The sequence below is a fragment of the Kitasatospora sp. NPDC022856 genome (genome assembly GCF_055561235.1).
Genome location: NZ_JBVHHE010000023.1, coordinates 50,246 through 67,394 on the forward strand (window position 1 = coordinate 50,246; position 17,149 = coordinate 67,394).

General features: G+C 74.8%; 22 protein-coding genes. 7 read left to right on the forward strand and 15 right to left on the reverse strand.

The features are described 5' to 3' along the window. Positions 1-106 precede the first annotated feature (106 nt). Positions 107-829, forward strand: coding sequence for a DUF4232 domain-containing protein (locus ACZ34W_RS26540; protein ID WP_465607619.1), 723 nt, complete (start codon positions 107-109; stop codon positions 827-829). 119 nt (positions 830-948) lie between these two features. Here ACZ34W_RS26540 and ACZ34W_RS26545 read toward each other — a convergent pair whose 3' ends face one another. The 6 genes from ACZ34W_RS26545 to ACZ34W_RS26570 all read right to left on the reverse strand — a co-directional run bounded on the left by ACZ34W_RS26545 (position 949) and on the right by ACZ34W_RS26570 (position 5,925). After that, a complete protein-coding gene (locus ACZ34W_RS26545; protein WP_465607621.1) occupies positions 949-1,437 on the reverse strand; it encodes a hypothetical protein in 489 nt (162 codons plus the stop codon). A 119-nt stretch (positions 1,438-1,556) separates the two neighbouring features. Then, entirely contained in the window at positions 1,557-1,997 is a 441-nt protein-coding gene (locus ACZ34W_RS26550) for a VOC family protein (protein ID WP_329487034.1), read from the reverse strand. 64 nt (positions 1,998-2,061) lie between these two features. Then, complete coding sequence (locus ACZ34W_RS26555; protein WP_465607623.1) at positions 2,062-2,889, reverse strand: TIGR03084 family metal-binding protein; 828 nt, start codon at positions 2,887-2,889, stop codon at positions 2,062-2,064. A 173-nt stretch (positions 2,890-3,062) separates the two neighbouring features. Further along, positions 3,063-4,595, reverse strand: coding sequence for an AMP-binding protein (locus ACZ34W_RS26560; protein WP_329487032.1), 1,533 nt, complete (start codon positions 4,593-4,595; stop codon positions 3,063-3,065). Between the two features lie 96 nt (positions 4,596-4,691). After that, positions 4,692-5,093: a MerR family transcriptional regulator gene (locus tag ACZ34W_RS26565; RefSeq protein WP_352297128.1), complete on the reverse strand. Its 402-nt coding sequence runs from the start codon at positions 5,091-5,093 to the stop codon at positions 4,692-4,694. A gap of 58 nt (positions 5,094-5,151) precedes the next feature. Beyond that, a complete protein-coding gene (locus tag ACZ34W_RS26570) occupies positions 5,152-5,925 on the reverse strand; it encodes an SDR family NAD(P)-dependent oxidoreductase (protein WP_465607626.1) in 774 nt (257 codons plus the stop codon). A gap of 257 nt (positions 5,926-6,182) precedes the next feature. Here ACZ34W_RS26570 and ACZ34W_RS26575 point away from each other — a divergent pair, with 257 nt between their 5' ends. The 3 genes from ACZ34W_RS26575 to ACZ34W_RS26585 all read left to right on the forward strand — a co-directional run bounded on the left by ACZ34W_RS26575 (position 6,183) and on the right by ACZ34W_RS26585 (position 7,685). Further along, entirely contained in the window at positions 6,183-6,641 is a 459-nt protein-coding gene (locus ACZ34W_RS26575) for a group II truncated hemoglobin (protein WP_329487029.1), read from the forward strand. Then, positions 6,638-7,192, forward strand: a complete 555-nt coding sequence (locus ACZ34W_RS26580; protein ID WP_465607628.1) for a GNAT family N-acetyltransferase — start codon at positions 6,638-6,640, stop codon at positions 7,190-7,192. Before ACZ34W_RS26575 ends, ACZ34W_RS26580 begins: the two co-directional genes overlap by 4 nt. A gap of 112 nt (positions 7,193-7,304) precedes the next feature. Next, positions 7,305-7,685 (forward strand): VOC family protein, encoded by a 381-nt coding sequence (locus ACZ34W_RS26585; protein WP_329487027.1) that lies wholly within the window; start codon positions 7,305-7,307, stop codon positions 7,683-7,685. 56 nt (positions 7,686-7,741) lie between these two features. Here ACZ34W_RS26585 and ACZ34W_RS26590 read toward each other — a convergent pair whose 3' ends face one another. Both ACZ34W_RS26590 and ACZ34W_RS26595 read right to left on the reverse strand, forming a co-directional pair. Beyond that, a complete protein-coding gene (locus ACZ34W_RS26590) occupies positions 7,742-8,329 on the reverse strand; it encodes a maleylpyruvate isomerase N-terminal domain-containing protein (protein ID WP_465607631.1) in 588 nt (195 codons plus the stop codon). A gap of 204 nt (positions 8,330-8,533) precedes the next feature. Then, positions 8,534-9,316 carry a dioxygenase family protein gene (locus ACZ34W_RS26595; protein ID WP_329487025.1) on the reverse strand — a complete coding sequence of 261 codons (783 nt, stop codon included), beginning with the start codon at positions 9,314-9,316 and terminating at the stop codon, positions 8,534-8,536. Positions 9,317-9,423: 107 nt separating this feature from the next. On the opposite strand from ACZ34W_RS26595, the gene ACZ34W_RS26600 reads away from it, so the two are divergent. Next, complete coding sequence (locus ACZ34W_RS26600; protein WP_352297187.1) at positions 9,424-9,891, forward strand: MarR family winged helix-turn-helix transcriptional regulator; 468 nt, start codon at positions 9,424-9,426, stop codon at positions 9,889-9,891. Here ACZ34W_RS26600 and ACZ34W_RS26605 read toward each other — a convergent pair. From ACZ34W_RS26605 to ACZ34W_RS26620, 4 genes are all read right to left on the reverse strand, one after another. Then, positions 9,857-11,131 (reverse strand): RNA polymerase sigma factor, encoded by a 1,275-nt coding sequence (locus ACZ34W_RS26605; RefSeq protein ID WP_465607633.1) that lies wholly within the window; start codon positions 11,129-11,131, stop codon positions 9,857-9,859. The genes ACZ34W_RS26600 and ACZ34W_RS26605 overlap by 35 nt on opposite strands. Before the next feature lie 72 nt (positions 11,132-11,203). Beyond that, positions 11,204-11,581 (reverse strand): YciI family protein, encoded by a 378-nt coding sequence (locus tag ACZ34W_RS26610; RefSeq protein WP_329487023.1) that lies wholly within the window; start codon positions 11,579-11,581, stop codon positions 11,204-11,206. 296 nt (positions 11,582-11,877) lie between these two features. Next, positions 11,878-12,852 (reverse strand): hypothetical protein, encoded by a 975-nt coding sequence (locus ACZ34W_RS26615; protein ID WP_465607635.1) that lies wholly within the window; start codon positions 12,850-12,852, stop codon positions 11,878-11,880. A gap of 153 nt (positions 12,853-13,005) precedes the next feature. Continuing rightward, the gene (locus ACZ34W_RS26620) at positions 13,006-14,133 is read right to left on the reverse strand and encodes a hypothetical protein (protein ID WP_465607637.1); all 1,128 of its coding nucleotides are present in this window, start codon (positions 14,131-14,133) and stop codon (positions 13,006-13,008) included. Positions 14,134-14,220: 87 nt separating this feature from the next. Between ACZ34W_RS26620 and ACZ34W_RS26625 the strand changes: the two genes are divergently transcribed. After that, on the forward strand, positions 14,221-14,733 hold the full coding sequence (locus tag ACZ34W_RS26625) for a GNAT family N-acetyltransferase (protein ID WP_465607639.1): 513 nt from the start codon (positions 14,221-14,223) through the stop codon (positions 14,731-14,733). 44 nt (positions 14,734-14,777) lie between these two features. Here ACZ34W_RS26625 and ACZ34W_RS26630 read toward each other — a convergent pair whose 3' ends face one another. The 3 genes from ACZ34W_RS26630 to ACZ34W_RS26640 all read right to left on the reverse strand — a co-directional run bounded on the left by ACZ34W_RS26630 (position 14,778) and on the right by ACZ34W_RS26640 (position 16,237). Continuing rightward, entirely contained in the window at positions 14,778-15,125 is a 348-nt protein-coding gene (locus ACZ34W_RS26630) for an ArsR/SmtB family transcription factor (protein WP_465607694.1), read from the reverse strand. A 71-nt stretch (positions 15,126-15,196) separates the two neighbouring features. Then, entirely contained in the window at positions 15,197-15,643 is a 447-nt protein-coding gene (locus tag ACZ34W_RS26635) for an SRPBCC domain-containing protein (RefSeq protein WP_465607641.1), read from the reverse strand. Positions 15,644-15,781: 138 nt separating this feature from the next. Then, a complete protein-coding gene (locus ACZ34W_RS26640; RefSeq protein ID WP_465607643.1) occupies positions 15,782-16,237 on the reverse strand; it encodes a hypothetical protein in 456 nt (151 codons plus the stop codon). Between the two features lie 122 nt (positions 16,238-16,359). Between ACZ34W_RS26640 and ACZ34W_RS26645 the strand changes: the two genes are divergently transcribed. Beyond that, positions 16,360-17,148: an alpha/beta fold hydrolase gene (locus ACZ34W_RS26645; RefSeq protein WP_465607645.1), complete on the forward strand. Its 789-nt coding sequence runs from the start codon at positions 16,360-16,362 to the stop codon at positions 17,146-17,148. The last annotated feature ends 1 nt before the right edge of the window (position 17,149 follow it).

Below are 17,149 nucleotides of genomic sequence, written 5' to 3' on the forward strand. Positions count from 1 at the left end.
GGGCGGCGTACCGACACCGGGTGTCGGCCTGCGCCGCCCTGCCGGCGTTCCCGCCCGCCGTCGTGCGGAGCGCCTTTCCAGGGCCGTCCGGACGACGGTTCGTGTCATGATCGTCCGCATGAACCCGACGCCGCCGAACGGAAACCGTCGAATCGCGCCGCCGGCCCGGGCGGCGCTGCTGCTCGTGGGGGCGGCCCTGCTGGCGGGGTGCGGCAGCACGCAGGTGTCGGGCGCGGGCGGGGGAGCCCCGGGGCCCGTGGGCGCGACCGGCGGCAGGACCTCCGCGAAGGCCACCGCCCCGAACACTCCCAGCTCGGCGGCCCTCCCCACGCCGACGCCGGTGCCGGCGCCGACCTGTTCCCCGGAGGGCGTCTCGCTGGCCGCGGAGGAGGCGAACGCCGCCATGGGCCTGCGGGTGATGGCGATCCGCCTGACCAACTGCGGAGCCGCCCCCTACACGCTGAACGGCCGACCGGGGGTCCGCGTCCTCGACGCCGACCGTGCGCCGCTCGACATCGCCGTGCAGAAGGGTTCGGCCGGCATCGCGACCCTGGAGGGCTTCGACGCGGTGCCGACGGCGGTGACGCTCCGGCCCGGCGAGTACGCGGCGTTCCAACTGGTCTGGCGCAACACCGTCACCTCGGGGACGAAGGGGGCCGACAACGGGCGCTTCCTGGAGATCGCCCCGCTGCCCGGCCGCCCCCCGGTCGTCGTCCCGGCCTACCTCGATCTCGGCACCACCGGCCGGCTGGGCATCTCCGCCTGGGCCGAGGCCACCGCGGCCGCCCGGCCGGGGAACGACCGCCCGGGAGCCCCGCCCGCCCGGTAGCCGAGCCCGGCTCGGCGCGTCGGGGCGCCGGTGGTCGGGGCACCGGTCGCCCGGGTACCGGCGCGGCGCAGTCGTGGGGGCGCCTGCGCCGCGCCGGGGCTGGAGGGGGAGCGGCGGGCTCAGAAGGCGGGGGCGTCGTTCAGCTCGACGATCCGCAGATCGCCCAGGCGCACGGTGTACCAGACCTCCTGGCCGCTGCCGCCGCCCCAGTACTCGGTGAAGCGGATCGAGGCGAAGCCGTGCTCCTCCCCGACCTCTTGCACGGACCACTCCGACGGCACGTTCTGGGCGCGGAACACCGGGTCGGCCCCGTGCTCGGAGGCCCAGGCGTCCAGCCGGACGTTCAGGTGCGGAGTGAGGAAGCGCTCACGGACGGCGCGCGGCGTCTCGCCGCTCTGGTGGAGCACCGCCCTGCTGTACTCCTCCACGAAGGTGACCACCCGGTGGGCGGCGGCCGTCCCGGCCCGGGCCTCCGCCCGGGAGGAGCCGGGCACGTCGGTGGGCCGGGCGAAGGCCGCCTGGGCGGAGCCGACCGGCCCACCGATCGCGAGCAGACCGGCGAAGGCGGCTCCGGCCAGAACGGTACGCAGGGCGTCAGCGCGAATCATGGGGGAATTCCACCATTCGTTGACGAACTCCGTATATCGCCGGAAGGAGTGGTTTGGCCGCCCACCGTTGTTATTTGACGATCGATCACCCGGTGCCCCGGTGGGCGGGGGCCCGGTCGTCAGCTCAGCTGCTCGGCCAGCGCGAGGATGATGCCGCTCGGCCCGCGGAGGTAGCAGAGCAGGTAGCTGTCCTCGAAGCGCGTCACTTCGCCGACGAGTTCGGCGCCGTGCGGGCGGAGGCGGGCGAGGGTGTCCGCGAGGTCGTCGACGGCGAACATGACGCGGTGCAGGCCCCGTGTGTTCGCCGGGGTGATCTCCGGCTCGGGGGTGATCGCCTCCGGGCTGTGGTACTTCGCCAGTTCGAGCCGGCCCGGGGCGCCCGGGATCCGCATCATCGCGATCTCGCTCCGCATGCCGTCGAGCCCGACAACCGCGCCCGCCCAGCGTCCTTCGATCGGCATCCGGCCTTCCAGCTCCATGCCGAGTTCGAGGAAGAAGGCGACGGCGGCGTCGAGGTCGTCGACGACGATGCCGACGTTGTCCATGCGCTGAATGGTCATGCGGCCCAGGGTAGGGGCCGGGTACGACGACGCCGGTTCGGCGGGCCCGTCGCACCCGCCCGTCTCACCCGCCCGCCGGGCGTCCCTTGCCCGGGTTCCCGGCGAAGGCCTGGGCGATCGGCAGCCAGGCCGCGGCCGTCGGGCCGGTGGCGCTCAGGGCGAGGTCGTCCCGGTGGCGGCGCTGGGTCACCAGCAGGCAGAAGTCCAGGGCCGGCCCGCTCACCCGGTCCGCCGCGTCCTCCGGGCCCCAAGCCCACAAGTCGCCGTCCGGCGCCGTCAGTTCGACCCGGACCGGGGTCTGCGGCGTGGGCAGCCCGTGCAGGGTGAAGGCGAATCCCATGGTCCGTACGCCCAGGTGGGCGATGTGCCGCAGCCGCGCGGTCGGCTCGCGGACCGCGCCCAGGGTGTCCGCGACGTCCTGCCCGTGCGCCCAGGTCTCCATCAGCCGGGCGGTCGCCATCGACGGGGCCTTCATCGGCGGCCCGAACCACGGGAGCCGGAGGCCGTCCGGCGCCTCGGCCAGCGCCGACCGGAGCCGTTCCCGGCCGGCCCGCCAGCGCGTCAGCAGCGCGTGCGGCTCCTCCGCCGCGCCGCGCGCCGCGCCCTCGTCCACCGGGTCCGCCCCGGCGGCCAGCAGCTCGCCGAAGACCCGGCCGGACTCGGCGACGAAGGCCTCCGGATCGCGGGCGGAGAGCGTGGTCCAGTCGTCCGTCCAGGCCAGGTGGGCGATCTGGTGCGCGATCGTCCACCCCGGCGCGGGGGTGTCCGTCGCCCACTGCTCGGGCGCCAGCGGGGCCACGAGGTCGTCCAGGGCCTCGCTCTCGGCCCGCAGGTCGTCGAGCAGGCCGGTCAGCACGGCTGCGGCCGCCGGGGCCGTACCGTCCGTCGTCATGGGCGTCCTCGTCTCCTCGGTAGTGACTCACCGGTAACCCGAGCCCGCACCCTACGCCGTGCCCGCGGCCGCCACCCGCAACTCCACGGAACCCGCCGGTCGGGACGCCCACCCGCGCACCGGAAGGGGGCGCCGGGTGCCGGGCCGGGAGCCCGGCACCCGGACCGGACCGGTCAGTTGACCTGCCGGTCGCGCTCGACCCAGTAGGGCTCGCGGAGCCGGAACTTCTGCAGCTTCCCGGTGGTGGTGCGCGGCAGGGTGTCCCGGAACTCCACCGACGTGGGCGACTTGTAGCCGGCCAGCCGCTGCTTGCAGTGCGCGATGAGGTCGGCCTCCAGGACGTCGTACCCGGGCTTGAGCACGACCAGTGCCTTGACCGTCTCGCCCCACTTCTCGTCCGGCACGCCGATCACCGCGACCTCGCCGACCGCCGGGTGGTCGTAGAGGCAGTCCTCCACCTCGATCGAGGAGACGTTCTCCCCGCCGCTGATGATGACGTCCTTCTTCCGGTCCGAGATGGTCAGGTAGCCGTCGGTGAGGGTGCCGCCGTCCCCGGTGTGGAACCAGCCGTCCCGGACCGCCTCCGCCGTCTCCTTCGGCTGCTGCCAGTAGCCGTCCATCACGACGTTGGCGCGGACGAGCACCTCCCCCTGGCCGTCGACCCGCACCTGGTTGCCGAGGGCCGGCGCGCCCGCCTGCACCAGCTTCTCCGCGCGCTCACCGGCGGGCAGTTCGTCCCACTCGGCGCGCGAGCGGTTCACCGTGACCACCGGCGAGGTCTCGGTCAGGCCGTAGATCTGCATGAACTCCCAGCCGAGTTCGGCCTCGACCCGCTGCACCACGGAGGTCGGCGGCGGCGCGCCGGCCACGATCATCCGCACCTTGTCCCGGCCGGGGACGGGGCCGTCCCAGTCGGCGGCCGCGTCCAGCACCATCTGGACCACCGCGGGCGCGCCGCTCAGGAAGGTCACCCCGTGCCGCTCGACCCGGCGCAGGATCTCGGCGCCGTCCACCTTGCGCAGCACGATGTGCCGCGCGCCCAGCCCGGTGAGGGCGAACGGCAGGCCCCAGCCGTTGGCGTGGAACATCGGCAGGGTGTGCAGGTAGACATCCCGGTCACCGGCACCGAAGTGCAGGCCCATCAGCACGGAGTTCAGCCAGATGTTGCGGTGGGTGAGCTGGACGCCCTTGGGGCGGGCGGTGGTTCCGCTGGTGTAGTTGACGGTCGCGGTGTCGTTCTCGCCGATCTCGTAGCGGCGCGGCGCGCGGTCGAAGTCGTACAGCCGGGCGTCGCTGTCCGTGCCGAGCACGAAGGTGTGCCGGGCGCGGACGCCGGCCAGCGGCTCGGCGAGTTCGGGGTCGACCAGCAGCACGGAGGCGCCGCTCTGCTCGACGATGTACGAGACCTCCTCGGCCCGCAGCCGGAAGTTCACCGGTACCAGGACCCGGCCGTGTCCGCTCACGCCGTAGAGCGAGGTCATCAGCCGGGCCGAGTTGTGCGACACGATCGCGACCCGTTCGCCCGGCCCGACGCCCAGCCGGTCCAGGCCGGCCGCCTGCGCCCGGGCCAGCTCGGCGACGCGGCGGTAGGTCAGCTCGCCCCAGGATTCGGCGGGTTGCGCCGGCTCGTCGACGATGCCGACCCGGTCGCCGTAGACCAGCTCGGCCCGGTCGAGGAAGTCCATCACGGTGAGTGGAATCTGCATGCGCCCACTTTCCTCCGCCGCCCGCCCGCTGCACACCCCTGATCAAGGGTGTCACCCGGACGGGCCGCGAGTGTCAGCGCCCGCCGCCCGTCACCGTCAGCGGTCGCCCGCCACCACCGGCGCCCCGCCGCCGGCCACCGGCGCCGCCTCGTCGCCGGCCGCCGTCAGCGCGGCGAGCAGCCGGTCCCGGGCCTCGGTCTGGGCGGCGATCCGGCGCTCCAGGACGGCGAGCCGGTTCCGGGCGATCCGCAGCGCGCCGGCCGAGGGTCGCGCGGCCAGCATGTCGCCGTCCAGGCAGGACAGGAAAGGCCGGACGTCCTCCAGGGTGAACCCGGCCGCGAGCAGGCCGCGGATGTTGCGGACCCGGACGGCCGCCGAGTCCTCGTACACCCGGTAGCCGTTGGCCGCGCGGGAGGACGCGATCAGCCCGGCCTGCTCGTAGTGCCGCAGGGCCCGGGCCGTGCTACCGGTCACCCGGGCCAGTTCGCCGATCCGCACCGCTGCCCCGCCCCTTCCCGGACGGCACCGCCCGGCTCACTCCGGACCACCGCCCGGTTCACCCCACGACGGCACCGCCGTCCACCGGCAACACTACTCCGGTGACGAACGAGGCCTGTGGGGAGGCGAGTTGCGTGATCGCCCAGGCCACCTCGGCGGGCCGGCCGATCCGCCCGAGCGGGGTGTGGGCGATCTGCCACCGCCGGACGGCCTCCCGCTGTCCGGCGTCGAGCCCGGAGTGCTCGCCGATCGGGGTCTCGATCGCCCCGGGCGCCACCGCGACCACCCGTACGCCGCGCGGCGCCAGCTCCACCGCCCAGCTGCGGGTCACCGACTCCAGTGCGGCCTTGCTCGCCGCGTACACCGCGTTGCCCGGCCAGCCGCGCTGGCCGACGGACGTCGTGACGTTGACGATCACGCCCCCGCTCGCCTCCAGCGGCGCCAGGGCGGCCTGGCCGAGCAGGACGGCGGCGGTCAGGTTGGTCGCGAGCTGGTCCGCGACCGCGTCCCGGGTGATCCCGCCGAGGGCGCCGCCGCGGACGATCCCGGCGTTGTTCACCAGCACGTCCAGCCGCCCGTACCGGTCGAGCACCTCGCCTACGAGTGCCTCGGGGGCGTCGGCGCCGGTGATGTCCGCGGTCAGCGGGTGGATCCGGCCGGGGGCGTAGCGCGCGGTCTCCGCCAGTGGCTCGGCCCGCCGTCCGACCGCCACCACCTCGACCTCCGGGTCCTGGGCCGCGAAGGCGTGTGCGGTGGCCCGGCCGATCCCCGTCCCGGCGCCGGTGACCAGCACGATGCGGGTGGCCGGTCGGTGCTGCGTGTGCTCGTTCATGCGGTCCACCCTCCGACCCTGCCGCCAGTGGCAAGGTCAAGCGGGTGCCCGGCTCCGGTCGGCGGCGGTGGGCGGAGGACCGGCGGCGGGCGGAGGACCGGCGGGGGCGGCGGGCCGGAACATCCGCCTCCGCTTGCTGTGCCGGGCGCGAACAGGCGCCGCCCGGGGGCAGTCGCGGGCCGGGCTGGCTGCTAGGAAGGTGCCATCGGAAGGCGCCGTCGGAAAGGTGCCGTCGGATCCGAACGGGGAGAACACGCATGAGCGACGAACGGCCCGAGAGCCTGTACGACGCGCTGGGGGGCATGGAGGCGCTCCGCCGTCTCAGCAACACCTTCTACGAGGGCGTCCTGGCCGACCCGGTGCTGAAGCCCGTCTTCGCGAACTTCACCACCACCCACATCGAACACGTCGCCGTCTGGCTGGCCGAGGTCTTCGGCGGCCCGGCCCGGTTCACCGCCGACCTCGGCGGCCACCAGGCGCTGCTCCGCACGCACCTCGGACTCGCCATCACCGAGGAGCAGCGCGGGCGCTGGATGGAGCTGATGGGCGCCGCCGTGCGGCAGGAGCTGCCCGGGGACGAGCTGCTGCGCCGCCGGGTGCTGGAGTACTTCGACTGGGGCACGAAGATCGCCAGGGACGTCTCGGCGGCGCCCGTCGGCGAGGACCTCGGGGAGCCGGGGCCGACCCCGCGCTGGGGCTGGGAGGGCCTGCGATGACGGTCGCCACCGAATCGCCCGTCGCCGAGGGCCTGCTGCTGCGCCCGTTCCGGGACGAGGACGCGGCTGCCCTGGTCGAGATCTACCGGGACGAGACGCTGCGGCACTTCACCCGTACCCCCGTGGCGGACCTGGACGAGGCGGCCCGCTGGCTGGAGGCGCAGGAGCGCGGCCGGGCGGCCGGCGAGCGGTACAGCTTCGCCGTCCTGGCGCCCCTCGGCGGCCCCGCCGGGGAGCGGCCGGCCGAGCTGGTCGCCAACGTGGTGCTCAAGCGCGGTGCGCCCGGTGCGCCGGCGGCCGAGGTGGGCTACTGGACGGCCGCCGCCGCCCGCGGCCGCGGCGTGGCCCCGCGCGCCCTGGAGGGGCTCACCCGGTGGGCGTTCGCGGCCTTCGCGGCGGACGGGCTGGTCCGGCTCGACCTGCTCCACCAGGTGGACAACGCGGCCTCCTGCCGGGTGGCCGAGAAGGCCGGCTACCGGTTCGGGAGCGTTCTGCGGGCCAGCCCGCCGGAGTTCCCCCTGGACGGCCACCTGCACAGCCGCTCGGCCTGACCCGCACAGCCGCTAGGCCCGGCCCGCACAGCCGCTCGGCCCGGCCCCCCGTTGACGGGTTCGCGGCGAATCGGGTGGACGCGGGCCGGGGCGGCGGTCCAGAGTGCTCCCCATGGCTTCTCTGGTACGACATGTGACGATCGACTGCGCCGACCCCTACCGCCTCGGCGAGTTCTGGGCGAAGGTGCTGGACGGCAAGCTGGCCGACGACGACTTCCCGGGGGACCCGGAGGCCCTCCTGGAGACGCCGGGCGCGGTGCTGCTGTTCATCCGGGTGCCCGACGGCAAGACCGTGAAGAACCGCGTCCACCTGGACCTCCAGCCCCAGGACCGCTCCCGGGACGAGGAGGTGGAGCGCCTGCTGGAGCTGGGCGCCACCGTCCACGACGACCAGCGGCGCCCGGACGGCACCGGCTGGGTGACCATGGCGGACATCGAGGGCAACGAGTTCTGCGTCGAGCGCAGCGCCGCCGAGCGGGCCGCCACCGCCTGACCGGTCGCCGGCTCCCCGGCCCCCGGCTCCCGACTCCTGGCTCCCGGCTCCCGGGGTCACTCCCCGGCCACGGTCGCCCGCCAGCTCCACGAGGCCCTGCGCGGGCGGCCGTCCAGCTCGCCGCGCCCGGTGCACCAGAGCAGGACGGCGGTGGGCCCGCCGGGCGGGGCGTCGGGGAACAGGCGGGCCAGGACCGCCGCGCCGAGCCCGGCCGGGGGCCGCCAGGGCAGGCCGAGTCCGAGGGCGATGTCATGGGTGTGCAGCAGCAGTTCGGCCACGCCCATCGCGGCGAACCCGGCTGGGTCGCAGGGTCCGTAGTGCCAGGCCCGCAGGTCGGGCGGCGCGGCGTCCAGGGCGGTGGCCAGCAGGTGCCCGCAGGCCGTCACCACCGCCAGGACGTCCTCGGGCGGGGCGTCGGCCCGCACGGTGAGGTCGAGCGGCAGGTATCCGGTGGCGGGCCGGGCGGCGAGCTGCCCGGCGTAGGCGAGCAGGTCGTGCGCGAGGTGGACGGCCGTCTCCCGGCAGCTCCACTCCAGCGGCCCGGCCGGCCCGGCCGGCGCGGCCCAGGCCGGGCCGTCACCGGTGTGCGGACCGAGGGTGTCCCGCAGTTCGCCGAGCGCGGCCCGGACGTCGTCACCGTTCATGGCGGCAGCCTCTCACTTCCCCCCCCGGTGCGCCGGGCCCGTCCCGTGGGCGCGCGCGACGGCCCGCCGTCCGGGCGGTCGGGCCGCCGGCCGGCCGGGCTGGATCGAGCGTCGGGCGGTCCGGGCCGGTCGCTGTGCCGGTCAGCCGAGCTGGATCGAGCGTCGGGCGGTCCGGGCCGGTCGCTGTGCCGGTCGCTGTGCCGGTCAGCCGAGCTGGATCGAGCGCTTGGCCAGGCCCATCCAGAACCCGTCGATCACGCTGCGCTGGCTGCCCAGGTCGGCCTCGCCGGCGCCGAGGGTGACGAACAGCGGGGCGAAGTGCTCGGTGCGCGGGTGGGCGAGCCGCCCGGCCGGGGCCTTCCGCTCGAAGTCGAGCAGCGCGTCCAGGTCCTCGGCGGCCAGGGCGCGGCGGCCCCAGTCGTCGAACTCGGCCATCACCGAGCTGATCCGGCCGTCGGAGCTGAGCGCCCGCAGGTTGTGGGTGAAGAAGCCGCTGCCGACGATCAGCACGCCCTCGTCGCGCAGCGGGGCGAGCCGGCGGCCGATCTCCAGCAGCCGCTGCGGGTCCAGGGTGGGCATGGAGACCTGGAGGACGGGGACGTCCGCCTCGGGGAACATCTCCACCAGCGGGACGTAGGCGCCGTGGTCCAGCCCGCGGTCCGGGATGTCCTGGACGGGCGTGCCGGGGGCGCGCAGCAGTTTGCGGACCCGCTCGGCGAGCGCGGGGGCGCCGGGCGCGGCGTACCGCACCCGGTAGTAGTGCTCGGGGAAGCCCCAGAAGTCGTAGACCAGCGGCACGGTGGTGACGGCCCCGAGGGCCAGCGGGGCCTCCTCCCAGTGGGCGGAGACCATCAGGACGGCCTTGGGGCGGGGCAGCTCGGCGGACCAGGCGGCCAGCTGGCCGGGCCACAGCGGGTCGTCGGCGAGCGGCGGTGCGCCGTGCGAGAGGTAGAGGGCGGGCATGCGCTCGGGGGCGGCGGTGCTCATGACGGCTTCTCTCGCTTCCAAAGTAGTTCAATTTTGAATTCGACACGTCGACCGTACACCTTGGTTCGAATTTGAACAACAGGAGTACGCTTTCCTCCATGGCCTCCCTGAACGAACCGCGCTGGCTGGACCACGACGAGATGGCCGCCTGGCGGGGCTTCGTCACCGCGAGCAACCTCCTGAACCGCCGGCTGGAACGCCAGCTCAAGGAGGACTCCGGCCTCTCGCACACCCAGTACGAGATCCTGGTGCACCTCTCCGCCGCCCCGGCCGGCTCGCTGCGGATGACCGAACTGGCGGAGAAGCTCGTCACCTCCAAGAGCGGACTGACCTACCAGGTCACCCAGCTGGAGCGGATGGGCCTGGTGGGGCGCCGTTCGTGCCCCAGCGACGTGCGCGGCGTCTTCGCCGAACTCACCGACGAGGGGCGGGACATGCTGCGCCGGGCGGCGCCCGGCCACGTCGCCCTGGTCCGCGAGCTGCTGATCGACGTGCTCAGCCGCGAGCAGCTCGCCGTGCTGGCCGAGGGCCTCGGGGAGGTCAGTGCCCGGCTGCGCCTGGACGACGGGGCGTAGCGGGGGCGACGGCGGCCGCGGCCCGCTCCAGCAGCAGGGCGCGCTCCCGCGCGTTGCGGGCCAGCGACGCCGCCCGCTCGAACTCCGCCCGGGCCTCCTCGGCCCGCCCGAGCCGCGCCAGCAGGTCGCCGCGCACGCTCGGCAGCAGGTGGTACGCCCGCAGGGCCGGCTCCGCGGCCAGCGCGTCCACCAGCTCCAGTCCGGCCGCCGGGCCCCGGGCCATCGAGACCGCCACCGCGCGGTTCAGCTCGACCACCGGGGACGGCGTCAGCGCCGCGAGCCGCCCGTAGAGCGTGGCGATCATCGCCCAGTCGGTGTCCTCGTAGCGGGCGGCCCGCGCGTGACAGGCGGCGATCGCGGCCTGGACCGCGTACGGCCCGGTGCCGGCCAGCCGCAGGGCCGCGAAGCCGCGCCGGATCAGCAGCCGGTCCCAGCGGGCGCGGTTCTGGTCGGCCAGCAGCACCGGCTGCCCGTCGGGCCCGGTGCGGGCCGCCGTCCGGGACGCCTGGAACTCCAGCAGGGCGGCCAGGCCGTGGACTTCGGGCTCCTGCGGGGCCAGCCCGGCGAGCACCCGGGCCAGCCGCAGCGCGTCCTCGCAGAGCCCCGGCCGGAGCAGGTCGTCGCCGGCCGTGGCCGCGTAACCCTCGTTGAAGATCAGGTAGACGACCTCCAGGACGGACGAGAGCCGGGCCGCCCGGTCCTCGCCGCGGGGGACCTCGAACGGCACCCGCGCGGTGGCGAGCGTCCGTTTGGCCCGGACGATCCGCTGGGCGACGGCCGGTTCGGTGCTGAGGAACGCCCGGGCGATCTCCTGGGTGGTGAGGCCGCCCAGCAGCCGCAGGGTGAGCGCGATCCGGGCCTGGGCCGACAGCACGGGGTGGCAGGCGGTGAAGATCAGCCGGAGCAGGTCGTCGTCGATGTCGTCCGGCTCGGCCGGCTCCGGCGGTGCCACGTCCTCCAGCGTCCGGCCGACCTCCGCGAGCTTGCGCGCGTACGTCTCCCTGCGGCGGACCAGGTCGATCGCGCGGTGCTTGGCGGTGGTCATCAGCCACGCGCCCGGCCGGTCCGGGACGCCCTGCCCGGGCCACTGCTCCAGCGCCGCGACCAGCGCGTCCTGGGCGATCTCCTCGGCGATGCCGACGTCCCGCACGATGCGGGCGACACCGGCGATGATCCGCGGGGACTCGATCCTGAACACGGCCTCGACCGCCGCGGTCGCGCTGCTCTCCGTCACGGCCACCCATCAGAGCAGCCGGACGGCACCGGGGCAAACGCGGCGCGGCGGCCGGGCGCGGGCCGGGCGGGTCGGGGATCAGGCCTCCGGCGGGGTGGTGTTCCCGTCGATCTGGCGCAGCTCGGCGCCGACCTTCCAGCTCTCCGGGTGGATCTCCAGGAACCGCTTGGTCCACTCCAGGGCCTCGGCCTTGTCCTTGCACTGCATGATGGCGTAGCCGCCGACGACCTCCTTGGTCTCGGTGAACGGCCCGTCGGTGAAGCTCAGCTTCCCGCCCTCCCAGGTGACCCGGGTGCCCTCGGCGGTCGGCAGCAGCCCGGCGGTGTCCAGCATCACCCCGGCCTTGGTGATCTCCTCGAACAGCGCCCCCATCCGCTGCTCGAACTCCGGACCCGCCGACTGCATGTCCGGGGCGTCCTGCTCGTCGATACGGATCAGTGACATGAAGCGCGGCATGGTGACTCCTCGGTCGGGAGGGCGGGGCTTCTCCCCGCCTCTCACCCCTGCGTCGAACGGGGAGCGGCCGTTTCGACAGCCGCGACGGAATTCTTTCCGGAGATTCCGGGAGCGGCCACCGCAGAGCGCCGGGCGGTCGTCTCCTGGGCCGAGATCGCGGCGGCCGTGGCCGACGCGTTCCGCACCGACGGCGCGGCGGTGGCCGCGGAGCTGCTGGAGGGCCTCCGGCGGTAGCGGCCCGCCGTCGTCGCCACTACCCTTCGCCACCGCAGCTGCCGCCACTCCACCTGCCGCCACTACCCCGTCGCCGCGCCGATCTGGGCGACCAGGGTGCGCCAGTCGACCCGCCGCGAGGTGCTGGGAGCGGACTTCGCGGTGCGGGCGGTGGAGGAGGCGGTGCGGGCGGCGGCGCGGGTGCGGCAGTCCCCGCAGCGGTGTTCGCCGTTCACCGGGCGGAAGGCACGGTCACAGGAGTCGCAGCAGACGGGTGTCGTCACGGTGCTCGGCTCCAGCGGGGCGGGCATCTTGCCCTCCAGGCGCCAACGCACCAGGGCGGCAGGAGACTTGACCTGGTCCGGCAGTCCGCTGGTCAGCGCGGCGCGCAGGGCGGCCGAACTCACGCCCCTGGCCAGCCACTCGGCGGCCAGGGGCGCCAACCGCCGTACCTCGCGGGCCCCCAGGGTCAGCCGGGGGTCGATCCGCCGCAGCTCCAGCAGCGCCCGCTCGGCATCGGTGGACCCGCCCTCGCCGAACCCGTGCTCGGTGAACTCACCCCAGGTGACAGCGGGTTCGAGGGCCGGCGGGGGAGGGGGGGAGGTGTTCACCCTGGGTGTCACCCCCGGGAGGGCGGTGCCGGAGGACCGGACGGACGACGACCCGCGGCTACGTTTCCCGGCATCCGGCGGGACGCCGTGGCCGGACCGCGCCGCCCGCTCGAACTGCCCGTCGAACAGCCGTTCCGCCTCCGCCGCGCCCAACGGCACGCTGGAGAGCAGGGATTCGGTCCGCACCTGCCCGGCGGCGCCGCGCCGCCGGGTGGTGTGCAGCAGTCCGGCGCGGGCGAGTTGGCGGCGGGCGCGATCGGTGGTGACGCGCCCGCCGGAGAGTCCGGCGGCGAGGGCCGTCACCGTGGTGGCGCGGGCCTTCGCCGGGCCCAGTGCCAGGGCTCGTACAAGGAGTCGAAAGGCGGAGTCCGACAACTCGTCGTCCCACACCAAGGAGTTGGCAATCTGGGTGAAGTCGCGCGACGGCGCGATAGCATGCAGGAGCATCGTCAGTGGAGGCCTTACCACTCGGCGTATGAAGAGCCCGGCCGCGTGCGCTAACACGTTGCCGGGCTCGCCCCATTCTTCGGGGGCGATCCGCTTCTGGCGGTCACGGTACACCCAAATGACGGCCGGTCAGCACGCTCCGAACTGAAATGATTACCCGTTGTAGTGATGATCCGTGTCCTTGGTGGGCCGCAGCTCGGGCGGCAGCGGGGGCGCCTCCGAGAGCTTCACGGCCAACCCGCGCGCGAGGTCGAAGGCCGTCACCGGATCGCCCTGGTCGGCCCAGACCTCGGCGCCGCACCAGCGGCCGATCAGCCGGAACTGCTCCAGCGCCTCCGCGGGCAACTCGGCCTTGCCGCAGTAGTAGGCGAGCAGGTGGCGCAGCATCGGCAGCCGCTCGTCGTCCGCCGGGACGGCCGCCAGCGCCGTCGCGACCGCCTTCAGCCGCTCCTTGGCCTTCTCCCCGGCCAGCGTGGACCCGAGGGTCTTGCGCTTCTCCAGCTCGGACAGCGCGTGCAGGTAGATCCCCGGCAGCGGGCTCCCGGCCGGAGCGTGGTCCATCGCCCGCTCCGCGAACGCCAGCATCTGCTTGTCCGAGCCGAACCACTTGGCGCACCAGTACTGCATGCCCTGCCAGTGCGCCTCGTAGTGGTGCGGGGCCCGCTCGGCCAGTCCGGCCCAGAGCGGCTCGAACTGCTCCGGGGTGTACTGCGCGCCGCGCGCCGTCGTCACCATGACCACCCACGGAGCCGGGTCCCGCGGTGCCAGCAGCGCGGCGCGGCGGGCCGCCTCGATCGCGGCGGGCAGCAGCTCGCGGAACTTCGCCATGTCCTCGGCGGGCACCTCGTGCGCGTACTTGGAACCACGGATCGCCCAGGCGCGGTGCACCATCTGCTTGGCCTCCAGGGTGGCCGCGTCGCAGCTGTTCGGGTCCGCGGCGCGCCAGGCCGTCAGCCAGGCGTCGTCCTCGTTGGCGATGCTCGCCAGCAGCTCCAGCCGCGACCAGCGCTCCTCCCAGTCCTGGCCGGCCGCCTCGACGTGGGCGGCGGCGGGCCGCCAGTCCCCGCCCCAGGCCGCGTCGGCTATCGCCTGGGACCGTTGGCGCCGCTCCTCAGGCATCGGCGGCCCGGACCGGCGCGGGTCGAGCCGTTCGCGGGGGACGAGGCCGAAGGCGGCCGGATCGAACCGGTGCCTGGCCCACTCCACGGACTTGGTGGCGCGGGACCTCTTCACGGCGAAGTAGACGAGAACGGCCACGAGAATGAGCAGGAAATGGGTCACGGCGGCGAATCATCCCTGGTGGGAGGGGGTGAATGCAACGTCGAAAAAGGCTCGCCGAACACCCTTTTCCATGCAAACATGCCCTATATGGGGACGATTCTGCACGGCGCCCAGGTCACTCTCCGCCCCGCCGCGGAGGCGGACATCCCGGCCCTCGTGGCCATCCGCGGCACGCCCGAGGTCTTCGCCCGCTGGCGCGGTGGCGACGATCTCGCCGACGCCGTCGCCACCGACCTCAAGGAGCCGGGCACCGAGACCCTGGCGATCCTGGTCGAGGGTCAGGTGGCCGGCGCCATCCAGTGGTACGCCGAGAACGACGACGAGTACCGCCACGCGGGCATGGACATCTACCTCGACCCGGCCCGCCACGGTCGCGGCCTGGGCACCGACGCCGTCCGCACGCTGGCCCGCCACCTCGTCGCCGACCACCACTACCACCGCCTGATCATCGACCCGGCGGCGGACAACGCGGCGGCGATCCGCTGCTACGAGAAGGTCGGCTTCCGCCCGGTGGGCATCATGCGCCAGTACGAACGCGGCTCCGACGGCAGCTGGCACGACAACCTGCTGATGGACCTGCTGGCCGACGAACTCCGGTAGTGGCCGGAGCTCCGGGCCGTGCCCCGGGGCCCCGGCCGCGGGCCCTACCGCGCGTCCGGCGGCCGCGGTGCGTGCCGGGCCTCCTGCTCGGCGGCCTCGGCCGCTTCGGCGAGGCGCTTGATGGCGGCCAGCCGTCGGTCCCAGTCGGTCGCGAGCGCCGCCATCCACCGGGCCGTCGCGTCGAGCGCCGCGGGCCGGACCGCGTACCGCACCTCGCGGCCGGCCCGGGCGGCGGTGACCAGTCCGGCACCGTCCAGGACGGCCAGGTGCTTGACCACCGCCTGCCGCGAGACGGGCAGCCGCTCGGCGAGCGTGGTCGCGGTGGCCTCGCCCCGTTCGGCCAGCAGGTCCAGCAGCTGACGCCGCGTCGGGTCGGCGAGGGCGGCGAGCACACCGTCGACCGGCTCGGCGCCGCTGCGGCCCCCGTCGCTCGCGCGGGCCGGGCCGCCGCGGTCACCGTCGTTCACGCGGGCGGCTGTTCGGCGCGCTTGCGGAGCGCATCGAGCACCTGGGGCCATCCGCCGGAGTTGTCCTCGACCGCCTTGCCGCGCAGTTCCTCGGAGCCGGCCAGGGCGGCGAACCCGCTCTCGACCACGCACAGCCGCGTCCCCGCGCCCTCCGGGGTCAGCGTGAACTCCACGAGGGTGCTGTTGTCCTCGCGCAGGTCCTCGCCGGGGAAGGCGCTGGCCCAGCGGTAGGCCAGGTAGGTCGGCGGCTCGACCTTCTCGACCCGCACCGGGAAGACCCCGTACTCGGGGTTCTTCGCCACCATCGACTCGCCCTCGCGGGCCACCGTGCCGGCCAGGCTCGCCTCCTCGGCCACCCAGAACCCGGGCTGGGCCACCAGGGTCCAGACCAGCTCCGGGGATGCCGCGATCAGGGTCTCGCGCTCGATCCGGTCCTCACTCATGGGGAACTCCTTCGTCGCTGCCAACTGTGTGCAACCCCAGAGTTGCACGTGGATCGGCCAAGTGCAACCGGAGAGTTGCGCGTCGATGCGGCCTTCGACGGCGGGCGGCCCACGGCCCCGCGTCCCGGTGTCCGGCGCTCAGTGCTCGGGCGGGGGCGCGAGCACCATCGGCCAGGCCTCCCCGCCGGCGAGCAGGTCGTCGAGCGTCTCGTCCGGGCCCGCCGTGAACACCACCGTCGCGGGCGCCGCCCGCGCGTACAGCTCCGGCTCCACCGCGGCCCCGGCCCGGAGCACCGGCACGGCCTCCGGGTCGACGGACGAGCGGCCGGTGAAGGCCGCGAGGTCCACGCCGGCCCGGTCGAGCGGCGCCGGGTACACGGCGACCTCGACCACCAGGCGGTCACCGGCCAGGGCGCGCTCGGCCCAACCGTCGGTCCGCACCAGGTGGAGCACGCCGTCGCCCTCGTAGCTGTGGGTACCGAGCCGGGCGACGGCGCGCTCGGCCGGCGGGCCGTCGGGGGCGACGAGGAGGGCGACGACGGGCACGTCGGGCTCGTCGGGATCGATGCCGGGGCGGACGAGGAGCCGGGCCACGGGGGACCTCCGGGGTCAGGGCGGGCGGACGGGGTCACCGTAGGGCACGCCGCCGACGGAGCGCGCCGGTGCGGGGGGCGAAATCGGGTGTGCCGGGCCCGGTCGATCCGTAGGGTGGCGCAATGATCATTTCTCATGAGGCGGCCGGGAGCGGCCCGGCGGTGGTCCTGCTGCACTCCACGGTCTGCGACCGGCGGATGTGGGACGGGCAGGTTCCCGCCCTGGTCGGAGCGGGCTTCCGGGTGGTCCGCTGCGACCTGCGGGGCTTCGGCGGGACGCCCGTCCCGGACCGGCCGTACGACAACGCCCGGGACGTCGTCGACCTCCTGGACCGGCTCGGGATCGAGCGTGCGGCACTGGTCGGGGCGTCCGGCGGGGGCCGGGTCGCGCTGGCGCTGGCGGCCCGATGGCCGGACCGGGTGACGGCGCTCGCGCTGCTCTGCACCGCGCTCGCCGGGCAGGAGCCGAGCGCCGAACTCCGCGCCTTCGGCGAGCGCGAGGACGCGCTGATCGAGGCGGGGGACATCGCCGGAGCGACCGAGCTCAACGTGCGGACCTGGCTGGGCCCCGAGGCGGGCGAGGCCGTCAGGGAGCAGGTGCGCCGGATGCAGCGGCACGCCTTCGACGTCCAACTGGCCGCCGAGGAGGACTTCCCGCAGATCCGGGTCGAGACCGACCCGGCCGCCGTCACGGCGCCCACGCTGCTGGTCACCGGCGCGCACGACTTCGCCGACTTCGGCCGGATCGCCGACCACCTCGCCGAGCGCATCGCCGGTGCCCGCCGCCTCGACCTGTCCTGGGCCGGCCACCTGCCCGCCCTGGAGCGGCCCGACGAGGTCAACGCGCTGCTGGTCGACTTCCTGGGCGCCGGCGCCGGCCTCCTCGCCGGCGCGGAGGCCGCGGGGAGCTGAA